Origin of the sequence: Streptomyces liliiviolaceus (genome assembly GCF_018070025.1) — a bacterium.
Lineage (GTDB): Bacteria > Actinomycetota > Actinomycetes > Streptomycetales > Streptomycetaceae > Streptomyces > Streptomyces liliiviolaceus.
Genome location: NZ_JAGPYQ010000001.1, coordinates 834,723 through 859,377, shown reverse-complemented (window position 1 = coordinate 859,377; position 24,655 = coordinate 834,723). Strand labels below are relative to the sequence as shown.

Sequence of the window (24,655 nt, the reverse complement as noted above, 5' to 3'; positions counted from 1 at the left end):
CGGGGCCGGACGGCGTTCGGGGGGCGTCAGGCCGTGAAGTCGCCGAAGCGGCCGCGGTGGAAGAGCAGGGGGGCGCCGCCGTTGCCGTCGGGGTCGGGGTCGGGGGTGCCCAGGGCGTTCACCCGGCCCACCACGATCAGGTGGTCGCCGCCCGTGTGGACCGCGTGGACGGCGCAGTCGATCCACGCGGTGGCGCCGGCCAGGCGGGGCGAACCGGAGACCGGCGACGGTTCGTGGTCGACACCCGCGAACTTGTCCGAGCCGCTCACCGCGAAGCGGCGGCACAGGTCGCCCTGGTGCGCGCCGAGGACGTTCACGCAGAAGACGCCCGCGCGGGCGATACGCGGCCAGGTCGTGGACGTACGCGCGACCATGAACGCGATCAGGGGCGGGTCGAGGGACAGCGCGGCGAAGGACTGGCAGGCGAAGCCGGAGGGTGTGCCGGATGGGGTGCCGGGGGCGGAGTCCGGGGTGGTGGCCGGGGCCGGAGCTGTGATGACGGTGACGCCCGTGGCGAAGTTTCCGAGTACGCGGCGGAATTCCGCCGGGTCGATCGGTGCGCGTTCGTCGTCGCCGACCGCGCGCAGGTCCGGGCGCGGGAGCGGGTCGACCGGTCCCGCGGTCCTCGGCTCCCCGGCCGACCTCAGATAGCGGACGGCTGCCGCGGCCATTCCTGCGTGTCCCATCACACCGTCCATTGAAGGTGACGGGGCGTCAGATTGGAAGGGGTGCGGTGGCCTTCGGTGGTCTTCGGTGGCGTTCGGCGGTGTTCAGCGGCCTGTGAAGTCCGGGGTGCGGCGCTCCACGAACGCCGTCACGCCCTCCGTGGCGTCCGACGTCGTCATGTTGATCTCCTGCGCGGTGGCTTCGGCGGTGAACGCGGTGGCGCGGTCGGAGTCCAGGGAGGCGTTCACCAGTTGCTTGGTGAGGGCGAGGGAGCGGGTGGGGCCGGTGGCGAGGCGTTCGGCCCAGGCGCGGGCCGTCTTCTCCAACTCGCCGTCCGGGACGACCCGGTTGACCAGGCCGAGGCGGTGGGCGTCCGCGGCGGTGAGGGCGTCGCCGAAGAACATCAGCTCCTTCGCGCGGTGCGGGCCGATCAGGCGGGGGAGGAGGTAGGCGCCGCCGCCGTCGGGGACGAGGCCGCGGCGGACGAACACCTCGATGAATCTTGCCGATTCCGCGGCGAGGATGAGGTCGCAGGCGTACGCGAGGTGGGCGCCGAGGCCGGCCGCGGTGCCGTTCACTGCGGCGATCACCGGTTTTTCGCAGTCCAGGATTGCGGTGATGAGGCGTTGGGCGCCGTTCTTTATGACGCGGGATACGTCTCCTGGGAGGCGGTCCTCGGGGGGTGGGCCTCCGCGGAGGTCTGCGCCTGTGCAGAAACCTCGGCCGGTGGCTGTGAGGACGACCGCGCGGGTGTTCGCGTCTGCGGACGCGGTCTCCATGAGGTGGATGAGCTCTTCCCGTTGCTCGGGGGTGATGGCGTTCATGACCTCGGGTCGGTTGAGGGTGATCCAGGAGACGTGGGTGTCGTCGAGGGTGTGGATGATCATGGGGGCTCCGAGGGGGGAGGGGAGACAGAGGGAGTGGGTGTGATGGGTTGTGGGTGGGTGCGGGTCCGGTGGGGGCTGGTCGCGCAGTTCCCCGCGCCCCTGAGGGGGTGGGGCCTGGCCTTGGGGTGTTGGGTGCGGGTTCGGTGGGGGTTGGCCGCGCAGTTCCCCGCGCCCCTTAGGCGGTGGGGGCTGGGGTGGGTTTGTGGGTGTGGGGTGGTTGTGGCTGGGCGCGCCGTTCCTTGCGCTCCCGGAGGGGCGCCCTTTAGGGGCGCGGGGAACTGCGCGGCCAGCCCCCACCGGCCCGCGGTTGAAGACGCATCCTCTTCGTCCCCCCAACCCCGTTCCCCCAGCCCCACGCAGTGGGTCAGCGGCAGATGGCCAGGGCGTCCAGGGCCACCGCTCCCTGGCCTCGGGGGAGGACCATCAGGGGGTTGATGTCCAGTTCGGACAGGTCCGTGTCCAGTTCCAGGGCCATCCGCTGGACGCGGAGGACGACCTCCACCAGCGCGTCGAGGTCCGCCGGAGGCCGCCCGCGGACGCCGTCCAGCAGCGCCCGCCCCCGCAACTCGTCGAGCATCGACCGTGCCTGGTCCTCGCCGAACGGCGGCACCCGTACCGCGGTGTCCTGGAGGACCTCCACGAGTACGCCGCCCAGCCCGACCGTCACCGTCGGACCGAAGAGGTCGTCGTGCGTCACGCCGACGACCATCTCGACCCCCTGCTCCACCATCTGGCACACCAGAACCCCGTCGAGCGACACGTCCTCGTACCGGGCGATGTCGGTCAACTCGCGGTACGAGTCCCGTACTTGGCTGGCGGAGGTGAGGCCGATCTTCACCAGGCCCAGTTCCGTCTTGTGGGCGAGCCGCGCACCGGACGCCTTCATGACGACCGGGTACCCGACCAGACCGGCCGCCCGTACGGAGGCCGCCGCGCTGGTCACCAACTGCTCGCGCGGCACCCGGATCCCGTACGCCCGCAGCAGTTGTTTCGCCGCGTGTTCGCTCAGCCTGCTGCCCGGCCGCATCAGCGCCTGGGCCTTGCGGCAGGAGGGGGACGGGGTGCGCGGGGCCTCGTCGAAGGGGGAGCGGTAGGAGGCGGTGAAGCGGGCGTGGTCCAGGTGGGCGCGTACCGCCGTGATGCAGTTCGCGAACGTGCGGAAGGTCGCGACCCGGGAGGAACCGAGGAGCGTTTCGCGGTACGCGGACTCCGTGCCGACCGGTGAACCCCACACCACGCACACCAGTTTGTCCGTCTGCTCCGCCGCGTCCACCAGGTCCCGCGCGAGCTTGTCGCTCATGGGCGGGAAGGGGCCCGTGATCGGACAGATCAGCACCCCGACGGCCGGATCGGCGAGGATCGCGTCGATGATCTTGCGGCCCCGCCAGTCGCCGACCGGGTGACCGCCGTTGTCGATGGGGTTCGTGACGTCCAGGTACTCGGGTATCCACTGGTGGAGTTCGGCCTGCTTGGCGGGGGAGAGGGGCGGCAGGCGCAGGCCCGCCTCCGTCGCCAGGTCCGAGAAGTGGGCGCCCGTACCGCCTGAGATGGAGTAGACGGCCACTCCGTCGGCGGACGGTGGCCTGGCGCGGGCCAACAGGGCCGCCGTGTCCTGGAGTTCGTCGAGGCCGTCGACGCGTACGACCCCGTACTGGCGCATCGCGGCGTCCACCACCGCGTCCGCGCCCGTCAGTTTGCCGGTGTGGGAGGCCGCCGTACGCGCGCCCGTCTCCGTGCGGCCGACCTTGACCGCGACGACGGGGACCCCGCGCCGGGCGGCCCGGTCGGCGGCGAGGAGGAAGGAGCGGCCGTCCTTGAGGCCCTCGACGTAGCAGGCGATGGCGCCCACCTCGGGCTGCTCGGAGAAGTAGGAGATGAAGTCGGCGCTCTCCAGGTCGGCCTCGTTGCCGGTGGGGGCCCAGTGGGAGACGCGGATGCCCAGTTCCTGGAGGGTGAAGACGGGGCGGCCCTGGTGGCCGGACTGGGTGATCAGCGCGATCGCCGGGCCGTCGAGGTCGTCGCGGAACTTCTCGAAGGCGTTGAGGTTGGTGTTCGGGCCGAGCAGCCGCAGGCCGGAGCGGATTCCGGAGCGCCGTACGGCGTCGGCGAGCCGGTCCTGGGCGGCGGCGCCCACGGTTCCCGTCTCGGCGAATCCGGACGCGAAGGCGACCGCGAACCGCACCTTGGTCTCGGCGAGTTGCTCGATCACGGGCAGCGGGTCGGAGACCAGCAGCACGGCCAGATCGACCTGTTCGGGCAGTTCCGCGACCGATGGGACGCAGGGCAGACCGAACACGGTCTCCCGGGTGGGGTGCACCGGATGCAGGCGCGCGCCCACCCGCTCGGCCCAGGCGAGCAGTTGGCGGGTGATGCCGGTGTTCGGTCGCCCTTCGGCGTCCGAGGCGCCGACGACGGCCACCGACTCGGGGCGGAAGAAGCGGTCCAGATCGGGTACGCCGGCGTACAGCGGCCTGCCGCTGACGTCGAGGTCGTCGGTGGCGGCCGGCCTGCCGTGCACGGCAGGGGCCGGTTGCTCGCCGCAGGCGATGACCCGGGCCCGGCGGGAGTCGGTGGTGAGGGTGCCGTGGGTTGATCCAAGCATCGGTCCGCCCGCTCCTGTATGACTGCCAATACGACTGCCAACATGACTGCCAACAACTGACGCAGTGTCAGATAAGGCCAGATTACTGAACTGACGCTGCGTCAGGAATGGGTCGGGAAGCAAAGAACTTGTGGCGGCCATAGTGGCTGCCACAGTGGCGGCCACAGGTGTGGGTGCCGAAGGTGCGGGTTCCGGCGCGTGGCGAATTCCCCGCCGGGCGGGCGGGGAACGGGCCTTCCGGTGGCCGGGGAACGGGCCTCCGGGTGGGCGGGTGGCCGTCCGTCAGGCGCACGGTCCGCCGGTGCGGGATTCCGCGGTGGTCTTCAGCTCGCGGAGCCACTGTTCGAGTCCCGCGCCGAGCATCGAGGTCGCCAGGGGGACGTCCGCCTCGACCTGGGCACCCGTCCACGTCTCCTCGGTCTGTACGCGCACCCCGCCCTTGACCTCGGTGAAGTTCCAGACGTGGACGCCCTCGTCGATGGTCAGCCCCTCGCCGACCGCGGGGCCCGTCCACCGGATGCAGGAGTTCCGGTCGAGGCCGCGGACGGTGGAGGTGATGTTCAGGGTGGTCTCGGGGGTGGTGGGCGTGGCGGGCGCCGGGGTCGTCCACCGGAACTGCGAGCCCGCGCGGAGCGGGCCGTGGTCGAGCCGCTTCGCGGAGAGGACCGGCGCCTGCCACGACGGCCAGCGCTCGACGTCGGTCTGCAGCTTGAAGACGGTGCTCAGCGGGGCCTTGATCACGATGTCGGTGCGGTAGCGGATGAGGGCGTCGGGGTTCGTGCCCTTGCCCTGGCACTTCAGCCCGTCCGTCTGGTGCGGGGGTCCCGTTCGGGTGGGGGCGGCGGTCCAGGCTGAGGCGGCCTGGGCGGGAGCGGTGCTCGCGAGGACGCCGATCGCGGCGAGTGCGGCCGTGAGCGTGGTGGCGGTGCGTATGCGCGTCCGCGGCCGGCGCTGACGGCGGGAGGGCTGGACGGGGAGGGAGGAGGAGCTGTTGCTGGGCATGGTGTTCCTCTCGCTGTGGGTGGTGGTGATGGCGATGGTGGCGATGGAGATGGCGATGGTGGTGGTGGGGCTGGGGTGGCAGGGGAGGGCTTCGGTGGGTGCGTTCTACGGGGTTCGCGGGGTTACCGGGTTACGGGGCTGCGGGAGCGGCGAGGCGGCGGCCTTCGAGGACCGCCGCCAGGGCGTAGGCGCCGCCGCCGGCGAGCGTGAGGACCCAGTAGAGGCCGGGGGTGCCGAGGAGGAGGGCCGCGGTGGAGGTCAGGGCGAGCCAGGTGCCGAGGCCGTAGTGGAGCAGGTTGCGGCGCTGGGCGCCTTCGGCGATGTAGAGCAGGCCGACGACGAAGCCGGAACCGGTGGGCCAGAGCAGGGACTGCACGTCGGGAATGTCGAGGGTGGCCGTCAGACCGGTGATCGCGAGGAAGAGCGCGGCGAAGGCGGTGACCCAGGCGGCGCCGAGGAGCTTGCCGGAGAGGACGTCGTCCGGCCCGGCGGCGGCACGCTGGGCACGTAGGGCGGCGACCGTGGCCTGGACGGTGCCGACGGCCAGCCCGGCGCCGAGGAGGGTCATGGGCAGCCAGCCGGGCAGGTCGAGCAGCGGGGTCGCGCCCTCGGAGACCGCGGCGGAACCGTGGCCCAACAGGTAGGCCAGCCCGAAGCTCACGTAGGTCGCACGGTTGTCGACGTCGCCCGGGACACGCGCCGCGGTCGGCGCGAACGCCGCGTCCGGGTGGCCGGTGAGGGGGACGGCCGTGGCGGTGGCGGCGGTGGTGGTGACGGACATGGCGGATACCTCCGGGCTGCGGGCGAGGGCGCGAGTGCGAGTGCGGGTGCGAGCTGCGGACTGAGGAGTGGGGCGGGGTGGAGTGGGGGTGTTGGAGTGCCGACGGCGCGTGCGAGTGGCGTAACCGCGGTGCTCGACGCGTCACGCCTCCGGGGCGGGGGCGGGGGCGGCAGCGGGGACGATGACGATCTTTCCGGCGACCGTGCGGGACTCGGCGAGCGTCAGGGCCGCGGCGGTGTCCGACAGCGGGATCCGCGCGGCGATCTGCGGGGTGAGGACGTCGTCGGCGACCAGGCGCAGCACCTGGGTCAGGTCCTCGGTCATCCGCTGCTGCCAGGAGGCCCGGCAACGGCGCTTGCCGGCCCAGAAGTTGTAGAAGTGCGCGCTCCTGCCGTTGGGCAGGGAGTTCCACGCGGCGAGGCGCGCGAACAGCTTCAGTACCGGTACCTGGGAGTTGCCCTCGTCGTCCTTCGTGGCGGCGGTGCCGTACGAGACCAGCGTGCCGCCCTTGCGCAGCAGCTGCCACGACTGCTCCCCCCCGGCGCCGCCGACGTGGTCGAACACCGCGTCCACGCCGGCCGGGGCGAGTTCGCGGATCCGGGCGTACATGTCGGGGTCGCGGTAGTCGACCGGAGTCGCGCCCAGTTCCCGTACGGTCGCGTGGTGGCGGGCGGACGCCGTGCCGATGACGGTGATCCCGGCGTGACGGGCCAGTTGGACGAGCGTGGAGCCGACGCCGCCGTTGGCGCCCAGGACCACGATCGTGCCGCCGGTACGGACCTTGGCGATGCGGTGCAGCATCTGCCAGGCCGTGATGCCGTTGACGACGACGGTCTCCGCGTCGGCCGCGTCCACCTCGTCCGGTACGGGCATCAGGTCCACGGCGTCGACCAGGAGGTGGCTGGCCCAGGCGCCGATCTTGGTGACCGCGGCGAACCGGCGGCCGACGAGCGCGGTGTCCACGTCCGGGCCGGCCGCCGTCACCGTGCCGACCACGTCGTAGCCGGGCACGAAGGGGAACGACGGCTGGTCGTAGTACTTGCCGCGCCGCATCTGCTGCTCGGCGAACGACACGCCCGTCGCGTCCATCCGCAGGACGACCTGGCCCTTGGCCGGCGCCGGGAGCTCGCGGCTCCGGAGTTCCAGGCCGTCCGGCTCGACCAGACCGGGCAGGACGACCTCGGTCGCGGAGACGACGGGAGTGGTGGAGGTGGCGGATGCGTGGGCGGCGGTGTTGGTCATGGCGTACCCCTTGAAGTTGCTGCCGTGTGCTTACGGTCGTAAGGCTATGACTGTTAGCTCACGGATGGCAAGAGGAAACGCTCATAAGCTTCGCGCTGTAAGGTGACGGGTATGGGAGCAGCTATGGGAACAGGTGCGGGAACAGGTGCGGGAACAGGCACGGGAACAGGTACGGGAGCAGGTACGGGAGACGACGCGGGCGACAGCGCGGCGACGCCCGTCCGCGTGCGCAACCGCCGGGGGGAGGGGGACCGGCTGCGCCAGGAGATCGTGACGGCGGCGGTCGCCCTGCTCGACGAGACCGGCGACGAGAGCGCCATCACCCTGCGCTCCGTGGCCCGCAAGGTCGGTATCGCCGCCCCCTCGATCTACCGGCACTTCGCCGATCAGCCCGCCATCATGCTGGCCGTGGTGCGCAACGCCTTCGCCGAGCTGGACGAGCAGTTGCGCGCGGCCGTGGACGCGGCCGACGACTCGCCCCGCGCGCGGCTCACGGCCCTGTGCGAGGGCTATCTGGAGTTCGCCGAGGCCCACCCGGGGCGCTATCGCACGATGTTCGGCGGGTTCTGGATGCCCGATCCGGACGCGAGTTCCGTGACGGCGGAGGACCTCGGCGCGCTCGGCGAGGCGAGCATGCGGCGACTCGGCGAGGCCCTCCAGGAGTGCGTCGCGGAGGGCTCCTCGGCCAGCGCCGACGTGGCGACCGACGTGGTCGCACTCTGGCTCGGCCTGCACGGACTGGCCCACCAACGGGCGGTCGCCCCGTCGTTCCCCTGGCCCCCGAACATCGCGGAACGACTCATCGGCACGCTCGCGCATTTCACGGAGGGGTAGGGCCGCGGGGCGTTGCGCCCGGAGGGGGTGCGCGGGGCGGCCTGGGGCGTCGGGGGTCGGTGCCCGGCGGCCCGGCCGGGGCGCATGGTGGCCGTCACCCCCGGCGGCAACGGCCGCCGGGGGTCGGTGTCAGCGGGGGAGGCGGGACGGGTTCCTGCGGTCGGCGTCTCGTGCGATCGCCTTCGCTATCTTCTCGGCGTCCAGGGCCAGTTCGCGGAACATGCCGCTGATGGGGTTCGTGAAGCCGGTGAAGTACAGGCCGGGGGCGTTCTTCGGGGTGCGGGCGCCGTGCGCGACCGGGCGGCCGCGGCCGTCGAGCACGTCGAGGTGGCCGACGACGTTCTCCAGGGCCCGCCGGTAGCCGGTCGCGGCGATCACGGCGTCCGGGCCGACGCGGTCGCCGTTCGCGAGGACGACCTTGCCGTCCTCGAAGCCCTCGACCGCCGCCACGACCTCGACCCGGCCCTTGCGGACCGCGTCGATGAGGCCGACGTCCTGCACGGGGATGGACCCCTCCTTCACCCGTGAGTACAGCCCGGTGTCGGGCCGCGGCAGCCCCTGGGCGGCGAGGTCCGGAATGCTGAGCTTGGCGATCGGCCCGGCCAGCCGGTCCACCAGCGCGACCGGCAGCCGCCGGCAGAGTATCCCGGTGTACTGGGCCGCCCACCCGGCCGTCGACCGGCGCACGATGTGCGGCGCGGTCCGCACGGCGAGGCGTACGCGCGACGCGCCGCCCTCGACGAGGTCGACGGCGATCTCGGCGCCGGTGTTGCCCACACCGACCACGAGGACGTCCTGTCCGGCGAAGGGTGCGGGGTTGCGGTACTCGCCTGCGTGCAGGAACTCGCCCGTGTACCCGTCGCGGCCAGGCCAGTCGGGCACGTGCGGCGTGTGATTGAAGCCGGTGGCGACGACCACCGCGCTGCCGGTCAGCTCACGTCCGCCGGTGGCGTGCAACAGCCAGCCGGTGCCGTCGGCGGAGCGCTCCACGCGGGAGACCTCGACGCCGGTGACGATCTCCAACTCGTGGTGCTCGGCGTACTTCTCCAGATAGCGCACCACGTTGTCGCGCGACACCCACCGCCCGAACGAACGGGGCATCGGCAGGCCCGGCATCGCGGAGAGCCGCCGCGTGGTGTGCAGCCGCAGCCGGTCGTAGTGCCGCCGCCAGGAGGCCCCGACCCGGTCGGACTTCTCCAGCACGACAGCCCGTACGCCCTGGACGCGCAACGCGTGCGCCGCCGCGAGGCCGCCCGGTCCGCCCCCGATGACGTACACGGGCCGGTCCTGCTGAGGCGCGGCCGTCGCGGTCGGCGGTGCCGGCGAGGCCGAGGGCGTCGACGACGTGGACGAAGCCGACGACGTGGACGAAGCCGACGGGGTCGGCTCGGGTGCCTCGGACGCCGCGAGTGCCTCGGACGCCGCGGGTGTTTCGGACGCTGCGGGTGCTGCGGGTGCTGCGGGTGCTGCGGACGCCTCGGACGTTTCGGGTGTCTCGGGTGTCCGGGGTGTCGGGTCGGGAGAGTCGGCCATGTGCCGAGCGTATGCATGTCGGCATTTGATGGGTCTCGGTCAAGCCCGGAATCGGTTGCGAATTGATCACGGCTGTAGGAGGGGTGTGTGGGTCCGGTGGCGTAGGTGCCTCGGATTACGCGGAGACGGCGATGCACGTGATGACCCGGGCGGCGGCCTTGTGTTGTTTCGATGCCAGGGCTATGCGCCTCTGCGTGGCCTGCCCCGCTTCGGGGCTGGGGGGCGCCACGTGTCCACATCCTCGGCCGAGAGGCCCAGGCGGGTGAGGTGCTGCTCGTAGGCGTGACGAAGGGATTCGCTGCCCTCCAGCGGCGGGGACGGGGCGGTGCCGCGAGTGACCGCAGCGGTCCACGGGAGTAGATCCGCGAATGCCCTGAGCAAGGGCACGGCCGACGCCGGACGCTGTGCGTGGGCGTGGGAATCGGATGCAAGGAGGCGGCACACCGCCAAGGCTCGCTCGTCGGCGGACCAGCCCGCCCAGCCGATCGGTGTGAGGGGAGAAAGCGGCGAGGCGGACGACGCCAACGAGACGAACCGCTCGTCAGGGATGTCGAACTTGCCGCGGTGTCTCCAGTAGGAGGGTTTCATGAAGTCCACGGCCATGAAGCGCGGTGGGGCCGGCGTCGAGTGGTGTACGTCGTCGGCGATCTCCTGCCGGTCCTCTCGACGTTGTGCCTCCCACGTCTCTTCCCAGACGCGACGCTTGGCGAGGCCCGATGCCTTGTACCGAAGAGGTGCTGCCTGGGGTACGTGTTCGTCGGTGAGCAGGTCCAGCAGCACTTCGGACACCCCGGCAGCGGGAGCGTAGAGGCCTGCCAGCCTGGTGAAGTCCTCGTTCCCGCCCAGCAGCTCGGTCAGTTGGCGGACGGTCCGCGGAACGGGCTGACGTCCTGTCGGGGAGATCTCGAACCACAGGTGGGGCGCTTCGCAGTGGTCCAGCAGGCGTTGCCGGAGCACGGCATGGATCCTTGCTTCCCAGGGTTCGACCGCCCAGCGGCGCTTGTACTCCGGCTGCTCCAGCAGCCCCAGGGAGGTACTCCGCTGGATGGCGTCCACCCGGCGTCGTACCAGATCTCGGTACGCCGGGGGCCAGTGCTGAGGAACGTCGGTCAGCGGCGTGGCCGAGTGACGCGTGAACCACTGCGTCTGCACCTCACCCGTCGCGGCGCGCCGGGCGAGCACGATCTCGAAGGCTCGTTCCCCGATGGCGAGGGCGGGTACGTCCTCGACCGGGCCGGTCAGTTCCCCGGCGTCTGAGATCAGGTTGTAGTGGGCGTACACCTCCCAGTCGAGTTCTTCCTGAAGGGCGATCATCCGTGCTCTGAGTGACGAGGACCGGGCTTTGGCTGAGCCGAGGAAGTCTGCGGTGACGCGGGTGTCAGGGGCTGCGATCTCCCGCAGGACGTGCTGCGACTCGGCCGAGAGCCGGTCCAGCTCGGCCGCCTCCGCGACAGGGAACTCGGCAGGAAGGGGCAGGTCGAGAAGCCGGGTCGAGGTGAACTCGTAGATCTTCGCCCATGCGTCACCGCCAGCTTCGGAGCCACGTAGCTGGTCCACGCGTGACTGTCCCTTGCTCTGGCTCATCTGCTTGAGCCAGAAACTCACGGCCGAGCTGTTGAGGGTGCCCAGCAGCCCGAGATGGGACTCCGCCGAGGTGCTCTTCGGCAGCTTGATCACTGGTGCCGAGTTGAGGGGAACGGCAGCACCCCGGAGCAGGCTGAAGTGGGGATGGGTGGCCACCCAGGGGAAGACGAGGGACCACGGATGCGCGTCGCCGGTGGACGCGATGTGGTGCCAGTCGTACCAGGGGGACGACTTCTTCGCGCCCTTCCGCTCCTTCAACACGGTTCGGTACGGCCACAGGCGTCGGTGGTGTCCGGGAAGGCTGTGCAGGTCGATGACGGGGTCGAAGCGCTGTGGCGTACGGGGGAAGAACGCTTTGAGTGCTGGGGACGCCGACCAGTCCCGCACCTCGGAACCGGTCAGCACCGGGACGGTGGCAGACTCCTCGGCGCCCTGGCGCCGGAACGTACCGCCGGTGGCGCAGAAAAGGTCGTCGGCTCCGGTATTGGCGGCGTATCCGATGCGCACGACCCGGTCGCCGAGCCGCTCACCGGTCTCCATGCGGCGCAACACGTCGCGGGCCGCCAACGGCGTGAGACTCCAGGGGAAGACGCTCAACTGCTTGCGGTCCTGCTCGTAGGACTCCGCCCACTCGCTCACCGCCCCGGTCATGAATGCCAAGGCCCGCAGAGACTGCCAGACGTGTCCCTGTTCGGGGACCGCCGGTGCCGAGGGTTCACTCCGGCGGCCCACGACCGTATGGACAGGCGTACCGGGATCGGCCACATGGTTGCGGCCCGCGAGGATGACGGTCGGTGTGCCGTGACCGGGGATGTATGCCCCCGACGTGTCGATGACGTGCGTGATCTCCACCCTGGCCAGAGTGTGCTCGACGAGATTCCGTCCGAACTCACGCTTCATGAAGGAGTTGGACGTGAAAAGACCGACCCGGCCGCCCGCTTCGCCCCGCCGCGCGAGTTCGAAGGCCAGTTCCGTGAAGGGAACCGGCAGCGTGTACGCGCCACTGCAGCTCTCGTAGAGGTCGCGATAGGTCGCGGACAGTGCCTTGTCCGCGACGGTGATGTACGGCGGATTGGTCGTCACCACGTGGTACGACGCCGGGAGAAGAAACCCGTGCCGAGCGGCGTACTCGTCGACCTCCGAGGGGTGGGCCTGGCACTCGTCGAACTCGGAGCGCAGCAGACCCGGACTCGTGGTTCGACTCGGACGCGTTGTACGGCCGTAGAGAAGGGAGTCACCGGTCGCGACGACCAGCGACAGGTCGGGAACCTTGTCGAGACGTCGCTCCCCAGTGCTGTTCATGGCGGCCAGCAACAGACGGAACCGGGTGACGTTCACAGCGCCCGGGTCGATGTCGCAGCCGTGTACCGATCGTAGAGCCCGTGCCGCACGCTGCCACGGGCTCATGTCCGGCCGGGTGTCGGACCAACGCCGGAAGAGCCGTTCGTACGCGTCGAGGAGGAACGCTCCCGAGCCGCAAGCGGGGTCGACGACCCGGAATCCGGACAGCCCCCCGGTGCCCGATGTCCGGTCCGCCGCGTATTCCGCGAGGGCCGGTTCGAGTACCAGATCGTGGATGAGGTCGACCACGAACCGAGGAGTGGAGGTTTGGCCGTACGACTTCCGTGCCCGCTCGTTGAGCGCCGAGTGGAGATCGGCGAGGAACTCCGTGGAGCGTGAGGCGTCGGTGAAGTCGTGCCGGAGAGTGCCGTCCGGGTTCCGGCGGCGCCAGACGGACAGCACTTCCCTGCCGACCTCGTCGCTGGGGCGCAGCTGACGGAAGGGATGCCCGGAGCCGTCGAACACGGAGGCCATCGCGGGATGCGCGCGGAGTCGGTCGACGGCGTGTACCAGCACGTCGCCTGCCGTCGTGTGTGTGCGGGCCGAGTAGGAGTCCTCGCCCGTGAGGTCGGCCGGATGAACAGCGAAGGGGATGTCGAGCAGCTCGTTGTCCTCGCAGAACCGGATCATCACGGTCGCGAGTACCCACGCGGTCGCCACCTGGGAGAGCCGGGCATCCAGCCAGCCTGCCCATGTCCCTGACGTCAGCCCGGCCTGCCTGGCGGTCTTGTACTCGTCGCGCAGATTCTCGACGGCCGGATCGGCGGGGACGCGAGTGCGCAGGTCCGACTCGATGCGGGCTGTGAGCCCCAGCAGGTCGCCCAGCAGGCCGTTGTCCACGGGCGTGTGCCCCTTCCCATTGTCTTCGTGTGGTGCGAGCCCCACTTTATCAACGAGAGAGTGTCATAAAGTTTGGAGAGTGTTGTGATCGCGGTCTACTCTTCTGGCGATGGGGCGGTCGTGGTGGCCGGTTGTCTTCGATGAAAGGGGGTGGGTGGCTCATGGATGGTGATGGTGGGAGGCTCAAGTGGGTATGGGTGGGTTTCGTGCTAATTGGCGCTTTGCTGATTGGTTGTGTCGCCGCTGGTATTTTCTGGCTGGCGACAAGTGGTGACCCGGCCGGGGAGAGGGTGAAGGTGGCGCTCGCGGCGGGTGGTGTGACCTTCCTTGGGGTGGCGACGCTTGGCCTCGCGGTCGGGGCCTTTGTGGCCGCGTGACGCATCATTCTGTAAGGGGTACACTCCTTAGTGCTGTATCCCTTACGAATTGGTCTCGGGAGTTCACTTGCAGCAGCGGGCCAAGCCGGGCAAGCCGTCACGCGTCTTTGATCGCGGGGATGAGTGGAACGCGCTCACCGCCTTCGTGGACCGGCCCCTGCCGCACGCCATGCTCGGGATCCTCAGCGGCAGACGGCGGATGGGCAAGACCTACCTGCTGCGCGCGCTTGTCGAGCAGTACGGAGGGTTCTACTTCGGCGCCACGGCGGGGACCGAGGCGGAGTCCCTCCGCCAGTTCAGCGCAGCCCTGGCCGAGTACGCCAGTTCCCCGGTGGCCTTCTCCTTCGCCACGTGGGACGACGCGATCTCGTATCTCTTCGGGCTCGCCTCCCCCCGAAAGGGCGACACTCCGGGAGGTGCCGACCCGAAGGCGCCGCTTCTCGTGGTCATCGACGAGTTTCCGTACCTGGCGAAGGTGGCGCCGGAGCTCCCCTCGCTCATCCAGCGGGAGACCGACCGCTTCCAGGTGGAGGGGAGTCGGATGAGGCTCCTCCTGTGCGGCTCGGCCATGTCGGTCATGGGTGGGCTGCTGGCCAGCACGGCACCCTTGCGTGGCCGTGCCCAAATCGAACTCGTCGTACGGCCTTTCGGGTATCGGGCGGCGGCGGACTTCTGGGATGTCGGCGGCGATCCGGCACTGGCCGCCAGGCTGCACGCCGTTGTCGGAGGGACCCCCGCGTATCGTCGGCAGTTCCTTGCGGACGACGTTCCCGGCAGTTTGGCCGACTTCGACGACTGGCTCTGCCGCACCGTCCTCTCGCCGTTCAGTCCTCTCTTCCGGGAGGCGCGGTATCTGCTCGCCGAGGAGGCGGACATCCGTGACACCGCCCTGTATCACTCGGTGCTGGCGGCTGTGGCGCAGGGCAACACGACGCGGGGCGGTATCGCCGGCTACATCGGACGCAAGTCCGTCGACATCTCCCATCCGCTCAATGTGCTGGAGGACAGCCATCTCCTCGCGCGAGAGGAAGATGTCTTTCGGGCCGGCAAGTCGCAGTACCGCATCACCGAACCGCTGATCAACTTTTATGAGGCCGTCATGCGGCCGTCCTGGGCGCGGTTGGAGAGTGGCCAGGCCCAGGAGGTGTGGGCGCAGTCCGCAGAGCGCTTCGCCGCTCAGGTGGCGGGGCCGCACTTCGAGACGGTGTGCCGTGAGTACGTGCTGGGGCCGGGGAGATCCCTGCTCAGTACTTCTCTCGGAACTGTCGGCGGCGGCGTGGTGACGGATCCGAAGGAACGTCGGCAGATTCAGATCGACGTGGCCGTCGTCGAGCCGGGCTCCGGTGGCAGTGCGCAGTCGGTTGCTCTGCTCGGTGAGGTGAAGTGGGGCACGGTCATGGGAGTCGGTCACCTGGAACGCCTCCGTCGGGCCAGAGAGCTGCTCGCCGTGCGGGGGATGGACACCGGGCATTGCGGCCTGGCGTGCTTCAGTGCTGCCGGCTTCAGTGAAGCGCTGCGTGTCGAAGCCAGGCAGGGGGGCGTACTGCTGGTCGGACTGGATGAGTTGTACGGAAGGGCGGTCCCCGAAGGAGTCCTGACCTGATGGACCTTCGCCGGCGAATGGAGCCTGGGTGGTCGGCGGAAAGTTTCCGCACGCGGTCTTGCGCGAGTGCCTTCGCATCGACTGAACTGACGTACCGTCAGATCTGCGGCTGCGGAGGGGATGCGGTGCCATGGACACCATCTGGCTCACCGGTGCGGAATGGGTCGCCGTGCTCCGGGTCGGGCTCGGGCTGTGGTGGCTGGAGAGCTGGCGGCACAAGGACAAGAAGGGCTGGTTCGAGCGGGGCACCGGGATCGCCTGGGCGGCCGACGTCGCCGCGAAGCACCGGTGGACCTCGGTGCGCAGCGGCTTCGACGTGGTCGTCGCGCCCCGGCCGCGCACGATGGCGTACGTCGTCGTGTACGCGGAACTCGCCCTGGGCCTCGGCCTCGTCGTGGGCTTCCTGACCCCGATCGCCCTGGTCGGCGGTCTGCTGCTCAATCTCCTCTACCTCGTCCTGATGATCCACGACTGGGCCGAGCAGGGGCAGAACGCGATGATGGCCCTCATCTCCCTCGTGGCCCTGTTCGGCATGTCCTGGCAGACGTGGTCGCTGGACAGCGCGCTGGGACTCTTCTGATGGCGGCCGGCTCCGGCGTACCGGCCCGCTACGACCTGCCGGAGATCGACGCCTTCACCCGGCCCTACTGGGACGCCGCCGCCGACGGGCGCCTGCTGCTGCGCCGGTGCGGCGCGTGCGGGCGCGCCCACCACTACCCGCGCGAGTTCTGCCCGCACTGCTGGAGCGAGGCCGTGACCTGGGAACGGGCGAGCGGCCGGGCCACGCTCTACACCTGGTCCGTCGTCCACCGCAACGACCTGCCGCCCTTCGGGGCCCGCACCCCGTACGTCGCCGCCGTCGTCGACCTCGAAGAGGGGCCGCGGATGATGACCGAGGTGGTGGAGTGCGGGGAGGGCGACCTGCGGGTGGAGATGGCGTTGGAGGTGGCCTTCCGGGCGGAAGGGGAAGGGGAGGGGGAGGGGAGAGTGGAGGAGGGCGTCGCTGTTCCGGTGTTCCGGCCCCGCTTCTCTTCCTGAGCTTTCTTAGTTTCCTTAGTTCCTTTTTCAGAGCTTCCGCGGCTTCTCGGGGCTTCCAGGGGCTTCCCGGGGCTTCGGGGCGACCCTCGTCCCGTTCCGGCTCGGGGCCGTTGTTGAATGGCTCAATGACCGACTTGTACGAGTCCTCCGGCTCCCTCCCCCATCCCGAGATCCGCGGCCACGGACTGCGGCTCCGCCCCTGGGACCCGGACACCGAGGGGGATGTCCAGGCGTGGCTGCGGGGATACCTCGACCCCGAGTTCCAGCGGTGGAACACACCGCTCAAGCCGATAGAGGGCCGTGCCGACGCGCAGGAGTCGATGGCGGCGCGGGTCAAGGCGGCCCAGGAGGGGGTGGGCGCCTCCTTCTGCGTCACCGACGCGACCGGTGGCGTACCGCTCGGGCACGTCGGGATCAACGACATCGACCACGTCATACGGGTCGCCCGCGTCGGCTACTGGGTGCTCCCCGACGCGCGCGGCCGCCAGGTGGCCACGCGCGCCCTCGCCCTGGCCTCACGGTGGGCCTTCGAGGAACTGGGCCTGCACCGGCTGGAGCTGGGGCACGCGCTCGGTCACGAGGCGTCGTGCCGGATCGCCGAGCGGTGCGGGTACCCGGCCGAGGGGACGCTGCGCGGCGCGATGTTCGAGTCGGGGCGCCTGGACGCCTTCCGGGACGTCCACCTGCACGGCCGGCTGGCCACGGACCCCGCGACGGATCTGGAGCCCGCGCCCGTACTGCCGTAGTGCCCTGCGTGCCCTGATTGCCCTGAGCCGCCTGCGCGGACCGCCCGGACCGCGGTGGCCGTCAGGGCCACAGCAGGTCCTTGCGCCAGGTGCCGTCCTCGCGGCGGCGGTAGGTCAGGCGTACGTGGCGGCGGCGCGCGTCGCCCTGGAAGAACTCCACCTCGTCCGGGGCCAGCACGTACACCGTCCACGACGGCGCCGAGGCGTCCGGTTCGCGCCGGGCGCGGTCCCAGGCCGCGTCCGAGGCGCGCTCCAACTCCTCGTACGAGTGCAGTACTTCGCTCTGTCTGCCCACCAGGGCTGAGGCGAGCGCGCCGGTCGAGCGGGCGTGCAGGTCGGCCCGCGCGACCTCGGGCGGGGCGACGGTCACCGGGCCGCGTACCCGGATCTGCCGGCCCTGCGCGGGCCAGTAGAAGCCGAGCGCCGCGTACGGGCGGGCCGCCAGGTGCCGACCCTTGCGGCTGCCCGCGTGCGAGGCGAAGTGCCAGCCCTCCTGGTCGGCGCCGTGCAGCATCACGGTCCGTACGTCGGGCAGGCCCTCGGCGTCCGCCGTGGCCAGCGACATCGTGTGCGGCTCGACCTGCCCGGCGGCCACGGCCTCGGCGAACCACTGCTCGAAGAGCGGCAGCGGACCGGCCGGTGCCGCGGCCGGGGCGAAGTCCGGCAGCTCGGTGTCCCAGACCCGCTGAGCCCTCAGCAGCCGTACGAACTCGGAGGGCGCCGAGGGATCGGAGGCGGCTGAGGGGGCGGGGGAGCCAGGGGAGTGTGGTGAGCCGGGTGAGTCGGTCGTGGGCGGGGTGGGGGCGTCGGCGCTGTCGGCACTCATGCGCCGATTGTCACGCGGTGGGCGCCCTCAGACCGAACCGAGGTCGGACGACAGCCACCGGTCGGGGCGCATCCGGATGACCACCATCTCGCCGTGCTCCTTCCAGGAGAAGTCGACGTACCCGTCGACCTTGTCCGCCGGGAGATAGCGGGCCGAGATCTCGTGGAGCCGCTCGCGGGTCGCGGGGGTCGATTCGACGACCGGCCCTTCGACGGACACGTACCGGATGGTGGGTTCGAGCCGGTCCACCATCAGGGAGAACCTGCCCGCGGCGCTGATCAGCTCGTTCTTGCGGGAGTTCAGCCCGGTCAGGATCCAGACGTCGCCGCCGGGCTCGTACTGGTACCAGATCGGCACGGTCAGCGGGGCGCGGCCCGCCCCCGCGTCCACGGCGAGCGCGGCGATGTGCGGTTCGGCGAGGAACTTCTCGCGTTCTTCACGGGTCAGGGCCATGGGGTTCCTCCGGAGGGTCGTCGGGGTGCCTGGGATGTCTTTCCGCGGTCCGTCGGTGGTTCCTTCGGTGGTGCCTTCGGTGGTGCCTTCAGCTCCTTCAGCGTGGTGCGCCCGTCCGTGTATTCCGGGAGCGCCACGGCGTCGGCGCGCCGGAGCGGCAGCGGGCGCGCGGAGCGGGGCGGGGTGCGAGGCGAGGCGGGGGTGCGGCGCAGGCCGGGGGTAGGGCTGGCACCACCATGGATCCGGGTGCGGACTGTCTCGATGGGGCGGCCGGGCGACGGCATTGTTGAACCCGGTCGAAGCCAGTTGATCGAAGGGGCCGCAGCCTCTTCCCCCGGAAGGAAAACCCCCATGAAGGCGCAGCTCGCGGCGGAGCCGGAGACGGTGGGTGTGGCCGCTCCCGGGGCGTTCGTCTCCTTCGTGCGGTTCGTGGTGTGCGGTGGGGGTGTCGGGGTGCTGTCCAGCGGTGCGGTGGCGCTGCTGGCCGGGGCGATGCCGTGGGTGGTGGCGAACGCGGTGATCACTGTCGTGTCGACCGCTCTGTGCACCGAGTTGCACGCGCTGTTCACTTTCGGGACCGGTCAGCGGGCCGGGTGGCGGCGGCATTGGCAGTCGGCGGGGTCGGCGACGGCCGCCTACGCGGTGACCTCCTTCGCCGTACTGGCCCTGCACCTGGTGCAGTCGTCGCCCGGGGTGCTCACCGAGCAGATCGTCTACCTCGCGGCTTCCGGGCTCGCGGGGGTGGGGCGGTTCCTGGTGCTGCGGGTGTTCGTCTTCGCGGCGGGTGCGGGTGCGGGTGTGGCTACGGGTGCGGGTGGGCGTGGGGGCGGGGTTGTCGCGCCGGTCCCGGTCGTCCCGGTCGTCCTGGTGTCGGTCGCTTCCGTCTCCCGCTCTCCGCTGGTCCTCGCGGCCGGGGCGTGATGGGCTGGGTGCCGATTAGTTTTTCCGGCTCTTGCCGTCCAAGTAGTGACCGGTACGCGGATCTGCACCGACCGGCTCCTACGGACCCTGGAGGAACATCATGAGGAAGATCAGCGCCGGACTGTTCATCTCGCTCGACGGCGTCGTCGAGGCGCCCGACCAGTGGCACTTCCCTTACTTCAACGACGAGATGGGCGCGGCTGTCGGGGCGACCTTCGGTTCGGCGGACACGATGCTGTTCGGCCGCAAGACCTATGACAGCTTCGCCGGGGCGTGGCCGGAGCGGGAGGCCGCCGGGGGCGAGGACGCGGGGTTCGCCAAGCAGCTCGGTGACGTGCGCAAGATCGTGGTGTCGAGGACGCGGCTTCAGTTCGAGTGGCGCAACTCCGAGCAGTTGGAGGGGGACCTTGTCGAGGTGGTGACCGCCCTCAAGAACGAGGAGGGCGGGGACATCGCGCTCAGCGGGTCCGTGTCTGTCGTACGGCAGCTGTTGGGGGCGGGGCTGTTGGACGAACTGCATCTGCTGGTGCATCCGATCGCGGTGCGGAAGGGGATGCGGTTGTTCGAGGAGGGGGATGCGTCGATTCCGCTGACGCTGATCTCGTCGGAGACGTTCCGGACGGGCGTGCTGAATCTTGTGTACGGGCCGGGGGGTGGGGTGGCTTAGGCCGGGTTGTCGTCTGCGGACCGGTGGGGGCCGTTCGCGCAGTTCCCCGCGCCCCTGGGGGGGTGGGGGTGTCGGTCGGGTTTTTGACCGCGGGTCCGTGGTGGTTGCCCGCGCAGTTCCTCGCGCCCCTGAGGGGGCGGGTGGGGGTGTTGGCCGGGTTTTTGACTGCGGGTTCGTTGTGGTTGCCCGCGCAGTTCCCCGCGCCCCTGAGGGGGGTGGGGGTGTCGGTCGGGTTTTTGACCGCGGGTCCGTCGTGGCTGGCCGCGCAGTTCCCCGCGCCCCTAAGGGGCGGGGCGGTGGGAGGTTGCCCGCGCCCCTGCCGCCTGAGGGGCGCGGGGAACTGCGCGGGCAACCCCCACCGGCCTGCACCCGGTGGACTGCGTGTTCACCCAGGTCAGGGGAGCAGGCCCGCCCCTTCAGGGGCGCGGGGAACTGCGCGAACGGCCCCCGCCGGGCCGCAGTCGGCGAACCGCGTACTCGTCCCCGCCGGGGCGCCCCCTAAGGAGCCGGCGTCCTGGTCGCCTTGCGGGTGAAGCGGCGCAGGCCCCTGCGCGTGGGCTTGAGGGGCTTGTCCTCGGGGGCGTCCGGGGCGGCCGGCGCCTGACCCGGCGGCAGGGCCGGCGCCGAGACCGGGGCCGCCGGAACCGCCCGCCCGCCATGCTCCAGCCGCGTCCGGACCGTATGCGCCATCGCCTGGTGCGCAGGCTCCAGCAACAGCCCCTCCGCGGACAACCGCCCCCACATGTGGAGCAACTCCTGCCCCCGCGTGACCACTTGACCCTCGTCGTTCAGCCGCTGCCACGCCGCCGTGGCCCGGGCCACATCGGGCGCGGCCCGGTTCAGGTCGACGCGGCACCGGATGCGCGCGACGGTCAGCGCGAGCGTGATGGACAGCGTGTAGTCGCCGCGCAGATGGGCGAGGTACGCCTCTATCGCCCGAGCCTCCAGCGAGAGATCGTCCTCCGGCCCCCGGCGCAGCGTGAGGTGCTCCCGCAACGCGCTGGCGAGCACGAACGCGGCATGCAGTTCCTCCCGCTGCGCGTGCTGGATGATCCGCTCGACGCGGGCGAGCGGAGGGAACGCCTCCTCCTCCGCGGCGGTCCGTTCGAGCCCCGGCGGCAGATCGTCCTCGTCGGCGATCGTCCGGCTCGACCCGTCGGGATGCACCCGCAGGCGTGCCACCTGCATCACGGAGCGGTCGATGACGGTGGCCGCCACCGGGGCCCCCAGGGTGCGGGCGAACATGGCGATGGCGTCGAGGATCGCCTCGTTGGGTTTGTGGTTGCCGCCCATCTGCAGCAGATGGCCGTTGACCACGGTCGATCCGTCCTCGGCCACGTAGGCGTCGAGGCGGATCAGCGGCCGTGCGGCGAGCGCGGGCAGGTTTCCCGTGTCACGGGGTGTCAGCGAGTGGGACATCCGCTCATACTCCCGGTCGGACGACGCCGAGGATGGCCATGGAGGCGGCCGGGGCGATCGTGATCGTGCGTCCTGGGCGGGGGGCGTGGACGATCTTCCCGCCCCCGATGTACATGCCCACGTGCGTGGCGTCGCTGAAGTAGATGATCAGGTCGCCGGGCCGCGCGGACGCCAGGCTGACGCGGGTCAGCCCCGCCCACTGCGCCTGTGACGTACGGGGTATGGGGTGGCCGGCGCGCGCCCAGGCCACGGACGTGAGCCCCGAGCAGTCGTACGCCGACGGGCCCGTGGCGCCCCACCCGTACGGCTTGCCGATCTGGGCCATCGCGAAGTCGACGGCCTTCGCGGCTGCTCCGGTGGCCGTCGTCCCGCCGCCGATCGAGCCACCGCCGTTATTGCCCCCGCCGCCTCCGCCGCCGGTTCCGCCGCCGTTCCCGGTCGAGGTGCCGCCGCCGCCCGAGGCCGTCCACTGGGACTCGGCCTCCTCGTTCCGCTGCTTCTCCAGCGCGGCCAGCTTGCGGGTCTGGTCCTTTTCGAGGCCCGCCTCGATCTGCTCGGCCTCGGCGATCTTCCCCTCGATCTTCTGCTTCGCCTCGGCCTTGTCCGCGCGGCTGCTCTTCAGCTTCCGCAGTTCCTTCTCGGCGGAGTCGGTCTGCCGGCTCAGTTCCGCGCGGGCGGTCTTCTGGGACTCGGAGACGTTGGCCAGGCCCCGCATGGCCTGACGGGCCTGGGACGCCTCGTTCAGGGCCTGTTCGGGGTGGTCGCCCAGCAGCAACTGGATGCCGGTGGCGGCGAGGTCGCCGCCGCGGTACTGCGTCCGGGCTGCCGCGCCGCCGAGGTCGTGCAGGTCGTCCACGCGGTTCTCGGCGCGGGTCAGGCCCTTGCGGAGCGACTTGAGCCGCTTCTCCTGCTTCTTGGCCTTCTCGTCCGCGGTGTTGTACGCCTCGGTGGCCACCTCCGCCGTGCGGTAGAGGCCGTCCAGCTCGGTGCGGATGTCCTCGATGGACTGGTCGCTCCCGGGGTCGGGTTCGCCCGGGGCTGCGTAACTCGGTCCGGATATGAGGGAGATGGCGATGGTGAGGGTGAGGGTGAGGGTGGCTATGGTGGCGCGACTGCGGAGCCGTCTGCCGCCGGTCGACACGTTCATCAGCTCCACTTTCAGAGGTCGCGTGCGGGCTGCTCGGACGGACTGCTTGTGTGTCGGAGTCGCCACCGCGTTGTCTGCGGGGGGTCGTTCAACCTTCGAACACACTACCGTCCCTTGCACGGATGGCCCCTGTATCCCCACGCGTGTCAATCTCCCCGCAGCCAACTTTTCTACTCCCGTACGTCTTTGGGGGTGCGGGTTGCTTGGTGTGTGGTGGGGTTGTTTGGACCGTTATGTTCGTCTGCGGGTCCGGTGGGGGCTGATCGCGCAGTTCCCCGCGCCCCTGAGGGGCGGGGTGGCTCCGGCCGGTTACCGAGTGCGGGCCGGTGGGGGCCGTTCGCGCAGTTCCCCGCGCCCCTGGGGTGGGTGGGGGTGCCGGCCGGGTCTTTGACCGCAGCCCCGTCGTGGCTGATCACGCGGCTCCCCGCGCGCGCCCCTGAGGGGCGAAAGGGGCCCGCGGGTCCATGGCCTGCGCTGGCCGGTGGGGGCTGATCGCGCAGTTCCCCGCGCCCCCGAGGGGCGGGGTGGCTGCGGCCGGTTGTTGGCCGCGGGTCGGTGGGGGTTGCTCGCGCCGTTCCTCGCGCCCCCAAAGACAAAAGCCGGGGCGCAGCCCCGCTTTTCAGGGGCGCGGGGAACTGCGCGCCCAGCCACGACGGACCGGCACGCAATAACCGGCCGCAGCCGCCCACCCCGTCAGGGGTGCGGGGAACGGTGCGGGTAACCCCCACCGCCCCGCCCCTATGGGGCGCGAGGAACTGCGCGACGAGCCCCCGCCGGCCCGCACTCGGTAACCGGTCGGAGCCGCCCCGCCCCACAGGGGCGCGGGGAACGGCGCGACCAGCCCCCCACCGGCCCGCACCCGACAACCGGCCGGACCCCCCCACCCCCTACCGCCCCAAAACCACCGTCCCCGCCGAGCAGAACCAACCCCCCGTCCCCGACACCACGCCCAGTTCGGGCAGGGTGTCGTCGGGGCGGTGGGTCTGGCGGGGTCCCGCCTCGCCGCGGAGTTGTCGTACCGCCTCCACCAGGAGGAACAGGCCGCGCATCCCGGGATGCTGGCCCGAGAGGCCGCCCCCGTCCGTGTTGACCGGCAACTCCCCTCCCTCCACCCTCAACCGCCCCTTCTCCACGAACGCACCCCCCTCCCCCTTCGCGCAGAAGCCGAGATCCTCCAGGGTCACGAGCGTCATGTACGTGAAAGCGTCGTAGATCTGCGCCACGTCTATGTCACCGGGCCGGACTCCCGCCCGTTCGAACGCGATCCGTCCGCTCACCGCAGCCGGCGACACCGTGAAGTCCGGCCATTCGGACATCGTCGTGTGCGAGACGTGCTCACCGGTGCCGAGGATCCAGACGGGAGCGGTACGGCAGTCGCGTACGTACTCCTGCGCCACCAGCAGGACCGCCGCCCCGCCGTCCGACCGCAGGCAGCAGTGCAGCTTGGTGAAGGGGTCCGCGATCATCGGCCCCGACAGGACGTCGTCCACCGTGATCGGGTCGCGGAACATCGCGTCGGGATTGAGCGCCGCGTTCTGCCGCGCCTGCACCGCCACCGACGCCAACTGCTCCAGCGTGGTGCCGTACTCGTGCATGTGGCGCCGCGCGGCCATCGCGTACTTGGCGATGAGCGTGTGCCCGTACGGGACCTCGAACTGCAGCGGCCCCCGGGCGCCGAAGGAGAGGTTGCCGGTGCGGCGGCCCGCCCTGATGTCCGCGCGGGCGGTGGACCCGTACACCAGCAGGACGGCGTTGGCGTGGCCCGCGGCTATCGCGTCGGCCGCGTGCGCCGCCATGACCTCCCACGTCGAGCCGCCGACGGACGTGGAGTCCACCCAGGTCGGGCGCAGACCCAGGTACTCCGCCACCTCGACCGGCGCCAGCGTGCCGAGGCCCGCCGAGGCGAAGCCGTCGATCACCGAGCGGTCCAGGCCCGAGTCGGCCAGGGCCCTGCGCGCGGCCTGGGCGTGCAGCGCGTACGGCGTCGCCCCGTCCACGCGCCCGCAGTCGGAGAGGGCCACACCGACAACTGCCACCTTGCGGTTCCCGGACGGGGTCGTCATGGGATCTGACGGTACATCAGATAGGGAGGGATGGGGGAGGCGTCGTGCTGTCGTGACCCTGGGCATCTGCCTGCCGCCGCTCT

Annotated in this window: 21 protein-coding genes; 8 read left to right on the top strand and 13 right to left on the bottom strand. The window is 71.0% G+C overall.

The window, feature by feature from the left end; genetic code table 11:
- Positions 1-26: 26 nt before the first annotated feature.
- The 6 genes from J8N05_RS03675 to J8N05_RS03650 form a co-directional block, all read right to left on the bottom strand.
- Complete coding sequence (locus J8N05_RS03675) at positions 27-686, bottom strand: flavin reductase family protein (RefSeq protein WP_210881040.1); 660 nt, start codon at positions 684-686, stop codon at positions 27-29.
- 84 nt (positions 687-770) lie between these two features.
- Positions 771-1,553: an enoyl-CoA hydratase/isomerase family protein gene (locus J8N05_RS03670; protein ID WP_210881039.1), complete on the bottom strand. Its 783-nt coding sequence runs from the start codon at positions 1,551-1,553 to the stop codon at positions 771-773.
- A 364-nt stretch (positions 1,554-1,917) separates the two neighbouring features.
- Positions 1,918-4,155 carry an acetate--CoA ligase family protein gene (locus J8N05_RS03665; protein WP_210881038.1) on the bottom strand — a complete coding sequence of 746 codons (2,238 nt, stop codon included), beginning with the start codon at positions 4,153-4,155 and terminating at the stop codon, positions 1,918-1,920.
- Positions 4,156-4,437: 282 nt separating this feature from the next.
- Positions 4,438-5,157, bottom strand: a complete 720-nt coding sequence (locus tag J8N05_RS03660) for an SRPBCC family protein (RefSeq protein ID WP_210881037.1) — start codon at positions 5,155-5,157, stop codon at positions 4,438-4,440.
- Between the two features lie 130 nt (positions 5,158-5,287).
- Entirely contained in the window at positions 5,288-5,938 is a 651-nt protein-coding gene (locus tag J8N05_RS03655; protein ID WP_210881036.1) for an ABC transporter permease, read from the bottom strand.
- A gap of 141 nt (positions 5,939-6,079) precedes the next feature.
- The gene (locus J8N05_RS03650) at positions 6,080-7,180 is read right to left on the bottom strand and encodes a medium chain dehydrogenase/reductase family protein (RefSeq protein WP_210881035.1); all 1,101 of its coding nucleotides are present in this window, start codon (positions 7,178-7,180) and stop codon (positions 6,080-6,082) included.
- Positions 7,181-7,405: 225 nt separating this feature from the next.
- On the opposite strand from J8N05_RS03650, the gene J8N05_RS03645 reads away from it, so the two are divergent.
- The gene (locus J8N05_RS03645) at positions 7,406-8,014 is read left to right on the top strand and encodes a TetR/AcrR family transcriptional regulator (protein ID WP_247706131.1); all 609 of its coding nucleotides are present in this window, start codon (positions 7,406-7,408) and stop codon (positions 8,012-8,014) included.
- 129 nt (positions 8,015-8,143) lie between these two features.
- Here the strand turns inward: J8N05_RS03645 and J8N05_RS03640 are convergent, their stop codons facing one another.
- Positions 8,144-9,292, bottom strand: a complete 1,149-nt coding sequence (locus J8N05_RS03640; protein WP_210890000.1) for a flavin-containing monooxygenase — start codon at positions 9,290-9,292, stop codon at positions 8,144-8,146.
- A 435-nt stretch (positions 9,293-9,727) separates the two neighbouring features.
- Positions 9,728-13,312, bottom strand: a complete 3,585-nt coding sequence (gene pglX, locus J8N05_RS03635; protein WP_210881034.1) for a BREX-2 system adenine-specific DNA-methyltransferase PglX — start codon at positions 13,310-13,312, stop codon at positions 9,728-9,730.
- A gap of 161 nt (positions 13,313-13,473) precedes the next feature.
- On the opposite strand from pglX, the gene J8N05_RS03630 reads away from it, so the two are divergent.
- From J8N05_RS03630 to J8N05_RS03610, 5 genes are all read left to right on the top strand, one after another.
- Positions 13,474-13,689 carry a hypothetical protein gene (locus J8N05_RS03630; protein WP_210881033.1) on the top strand — a complete coding sequence of 72 codons (216 nt, stop codon included), beginning with the start codon at positions 13,474-13,476 and terminating at the stop codon, positions 13,687-13,689.
- Between the two features lie 199 nt (positions 13,690-13,888).
- A complete protein-coding gene (locus J8N05_RS03625; RefSeq protein ID WP_407699963.1) occupies positions 13,889-15,292 on the top strand; it encodes an ATP-binding protein in 1,404 nt (467 codons plus the stop codon).
- A 130-nt stretch (positions 15,293-15,422) separates the two neighbouring features.
- Positions 15,423-15,872: a DoxX family protein gene (locus tag J8N05_RS03620; RefSeq protein ID WP_210881031.1), complete on the top strand. Its 450-nt coding sequence runs from the start codon at positions 15,423-15,425 to the stop codon at positions 15,870-15,872.
- A complete protein-coding gene (locus J8N05_RS03615) occupies positions 15,872-16,330 on the top strand; it encodes a Zn-ribbon domain-containing OB-fold protein (RefSeq protein WP_210881030.1) in 459 nt (152 codons plus the stop codon). Before J8N05_RS03620 ends, J8N05_RS03615 begins: the two co-directional genes overlap by 1 nt.
- Positions 16,331-16,455: 125 nt before the next feature.
- A complete protein-coding gene (locus J8N05_RS03610) occupies positions 16,456-17,076 on the top strand; it encodes a GNAT family N-acetyltransferase (RefSeq protein ID WP_210881029.1) in 621 nt (206 codons plus the stop codon).
- Positions 17,077-17,137: 61 nt separating this feature from the next.
- On the opposite strand, the gene J8N05_RS03605 is transcribed toward J8N05_RS03610, so the two are convergent.
- Positions 17,138-17,902 (bottom strand): pyridoxine/pyridoxamine 5'-phosphate oxidase, encoded by a 765-nt coding sequence (locus J8N05_RS03605; protein ID WP_210881028.1) that lies wholly within the window; start codon positions 17,900-17,902, stop codon positions 17,138-17,140.
- Between the two features lie 27 nt (positions 17,903-17,929).
- Complete coding sequence (locus tag J8N05_RS03600; RefSeq protein WP_210881027.1) at positions 17,930-18,355, bottom strand: pyridoxamine 5'-phosphate oxidase family protein; 426 nt, start codon at positions 18,353-18,355, stop codon at positions 17,930-17,932.
- Positions 18,356-18,706: 351 nt separating this feature from the next.
- On the opposite strand from J8N05_RS03600, the gene J8N05_RS03595 reads away from it, so the two are divergent.
- Both J8N05_RS03595 and J8N05_RS03590 read left to right on the top strand, forming a co-directional pair.
- Complete coding sequence (locus J8N05_RS03595) at positions 18,707-19,276, top strand: hypothetical protein (RefSeq protein ID WP_210881026.1); 570 nt, start codon at positions 18,707-18,709, stop codon at positions 19,274-19,276.
- A gap of 100 nt (positions 19,277-19,376) precedes the next feature.
- Positions 19,377-19,943 carry a dihydrofolate reductase family protein gene (locus J8N05_RS03590; protein WP_210881025.1) on the top strand — a complete coding sequence of 189 codons (567 nt, stop codon included), beginning with the start codon at positions 19,377-19,379 and terminating at the stop codon, positions 19,941-19,943.
- A gap of 498 nt (positions 19,944-20,441) precedes the next feature.
- Here the strand turns inward: J8N05_RS03590 and J8N05_RS03585 are convergent, their stop codons facing one another.
- The 3 genes from J8N05_RS03585 to J8N05_RS03575 form a co-directional block, all read right to left on the bottom strand.
- Positions 20,442-21,362, bottom strand: coding sequence for a hypothetical protein (locus J8N05_RS03585; protein ID WP_210881024.1), 921 nt, complete (start codon positions 21,360-21,362; stop codon positions 20,442-20,444).
- 4 nt (positions 21,363-21,366) lie between these two features.
- Positions 21,367-22,509, bottom strand: a complete 1,143-nt coding sequence (locus J8N05_RS03580; protein ID WP_210881023.1) for a C40 family peptidase — start codon at positions 22,507-22,509, stop codon at positions 21,367-21,369.
- An 887-nt stretch (positions 22,510-23,396) separates the two neighbouring features.
- Positions 23,397-24,572, bottom strand: coding sequence for a thiolase C-terminal domain-containing protein (locus J8N05_RS03575; RefSeq protein ID WP_210881022.1), 1,176 nt, complete (start codon positions 24,570-24,572; stop codon positions 23,397-23,399).
- Positions 24,573-24,655 lie beyond the last annotated feature (83 nt).

Bases quoted from the DNA above. Each gene is read 5' to 3' on its own strand.
- J8N05_RS03675 (WP_210881040.1), bottom strand. From the start codon at position 686: ATGGGACACGCAGGAATGGCCGCGGCAGCCGTCCGCTATCTGAGGTCG.
- J8N05_RS03670 (WP_210881039.1), bottom strand. From the start codon at position 1,553: ATGATCATCCACACCCTCGACGACACCCACGTCTCCTGGATCACCCTC.
- J8N05_RS03665 (WP_210881038.1), bottom strand. From the start codon at position 4,155: ATGCTTGGATCAACCCACGGCACCCTCACCACCGACTCCCGCCGGGCC.
- J8N05_RS03660 (WP_210881037.1), bottom strand. From the start codon at position 5,157: ATGCCCAGCAACAGCTCCTCCTCCCTCCCCGTCCAGCCCTCCCGCCGT.
- J8N05_RS03655 (WP_210881036.1), bottom strand. From the start codon at position 5,938: ATGTCCGTCACCACCACCGCCGCCACCGCCACGGCCGTCCCCCTCACC.
- J8N05_RS03650 (WP_210881035.1), bottom strand. From the start codon at position 7,180: ATGACCAACACCGCCGCCCACGCATCCGCCACCTCCACCACTCCCGTC.
- J8N05_RS03630 (WP_210881033.1), top strand. From the start codon at position 13,474: ATGGATGGTGATGGTGGGAGGCTCAAGTGGGTATGGGTGGGTTTCGTG.
- J8N05_RS03625 (WP_407699963.1), top strand. From the start codon at position 13,889: ATGGGCAAGACCTACCTGCTGCGCGCGCTTGTCGAGCAGTACGGAGGG.
- J8N05_RS03620 (WP_210881031.1), top strand. From the start codon at position 15,423: ATGGACACCATCTGGCTCACCGGTGCGGAATGGGTCGCCGTGCTCCGG.
- J8N05_RS03615 (WP_210881030.1), top strand. From the start codon at position 15,872: ATGGCGGCCGGCTCCGGCGTACCGGCCCGCTACGACCTGCCGGAGATC.
- J8N05_RS03610 (WP_210881029.1), top strand. From the start codon at position 16,456: ATGACCGACTTGTACGAGTCCTCCGGCTCCCTCCCCCATCCCGAGATC.
- J8N05_RS03605 (WP_210881028.1), bottom strand. From the start codon at position 17,902: ATGAGTGCCGACAGCGCCGACGCCCCCACCCCGCCCACGACCGACTCA.
- J8N05_RS03600 (WP_210881027.1), bottom strand. From the start codon at position 18,355: ATGGCCCTGACCCGTGAAGAACGCGAGAAGTTCCTCGCCGAACCGCAC.
- J8N05_RS03595 (WP_210881026.1), top strand. From the start codon at position 18,707: ATGAAGGCGCAGCTCGCGGCGGAGCCGGAGACGGTGGGTGTGGCCGCT.
- J8N05_RS03590 (WP_210881025.1), top strand. From the start codon at position 19,377: ATGAGGAAGATCAGCGCCGGACTGTTCATCTCGCTCGACGGCGTCGTC.
- J8N05_RS03585 (WP_210881024.1), bottom strand. From the start codon at position 21,362: ATGTCCCACTCGCTGACACCCCGTGACACGGGAAACCTGCCCGCGCTC.
- J8N05_RS03580 (WP_210881023.1), bottom strand. From the start codon at position 22,509: ATGAACGTGTCGACCGGCGGCAGACGGCTCCGCAGTCGCGCCACCATA.
- J8N05_RS03575 (WP_210881022.1), bottom strand. From the start codon at position 24,572: ATGACGACCCCGTCCGGGAACCGCAAGGTGGCAGTTGTCGGTGTGGCC.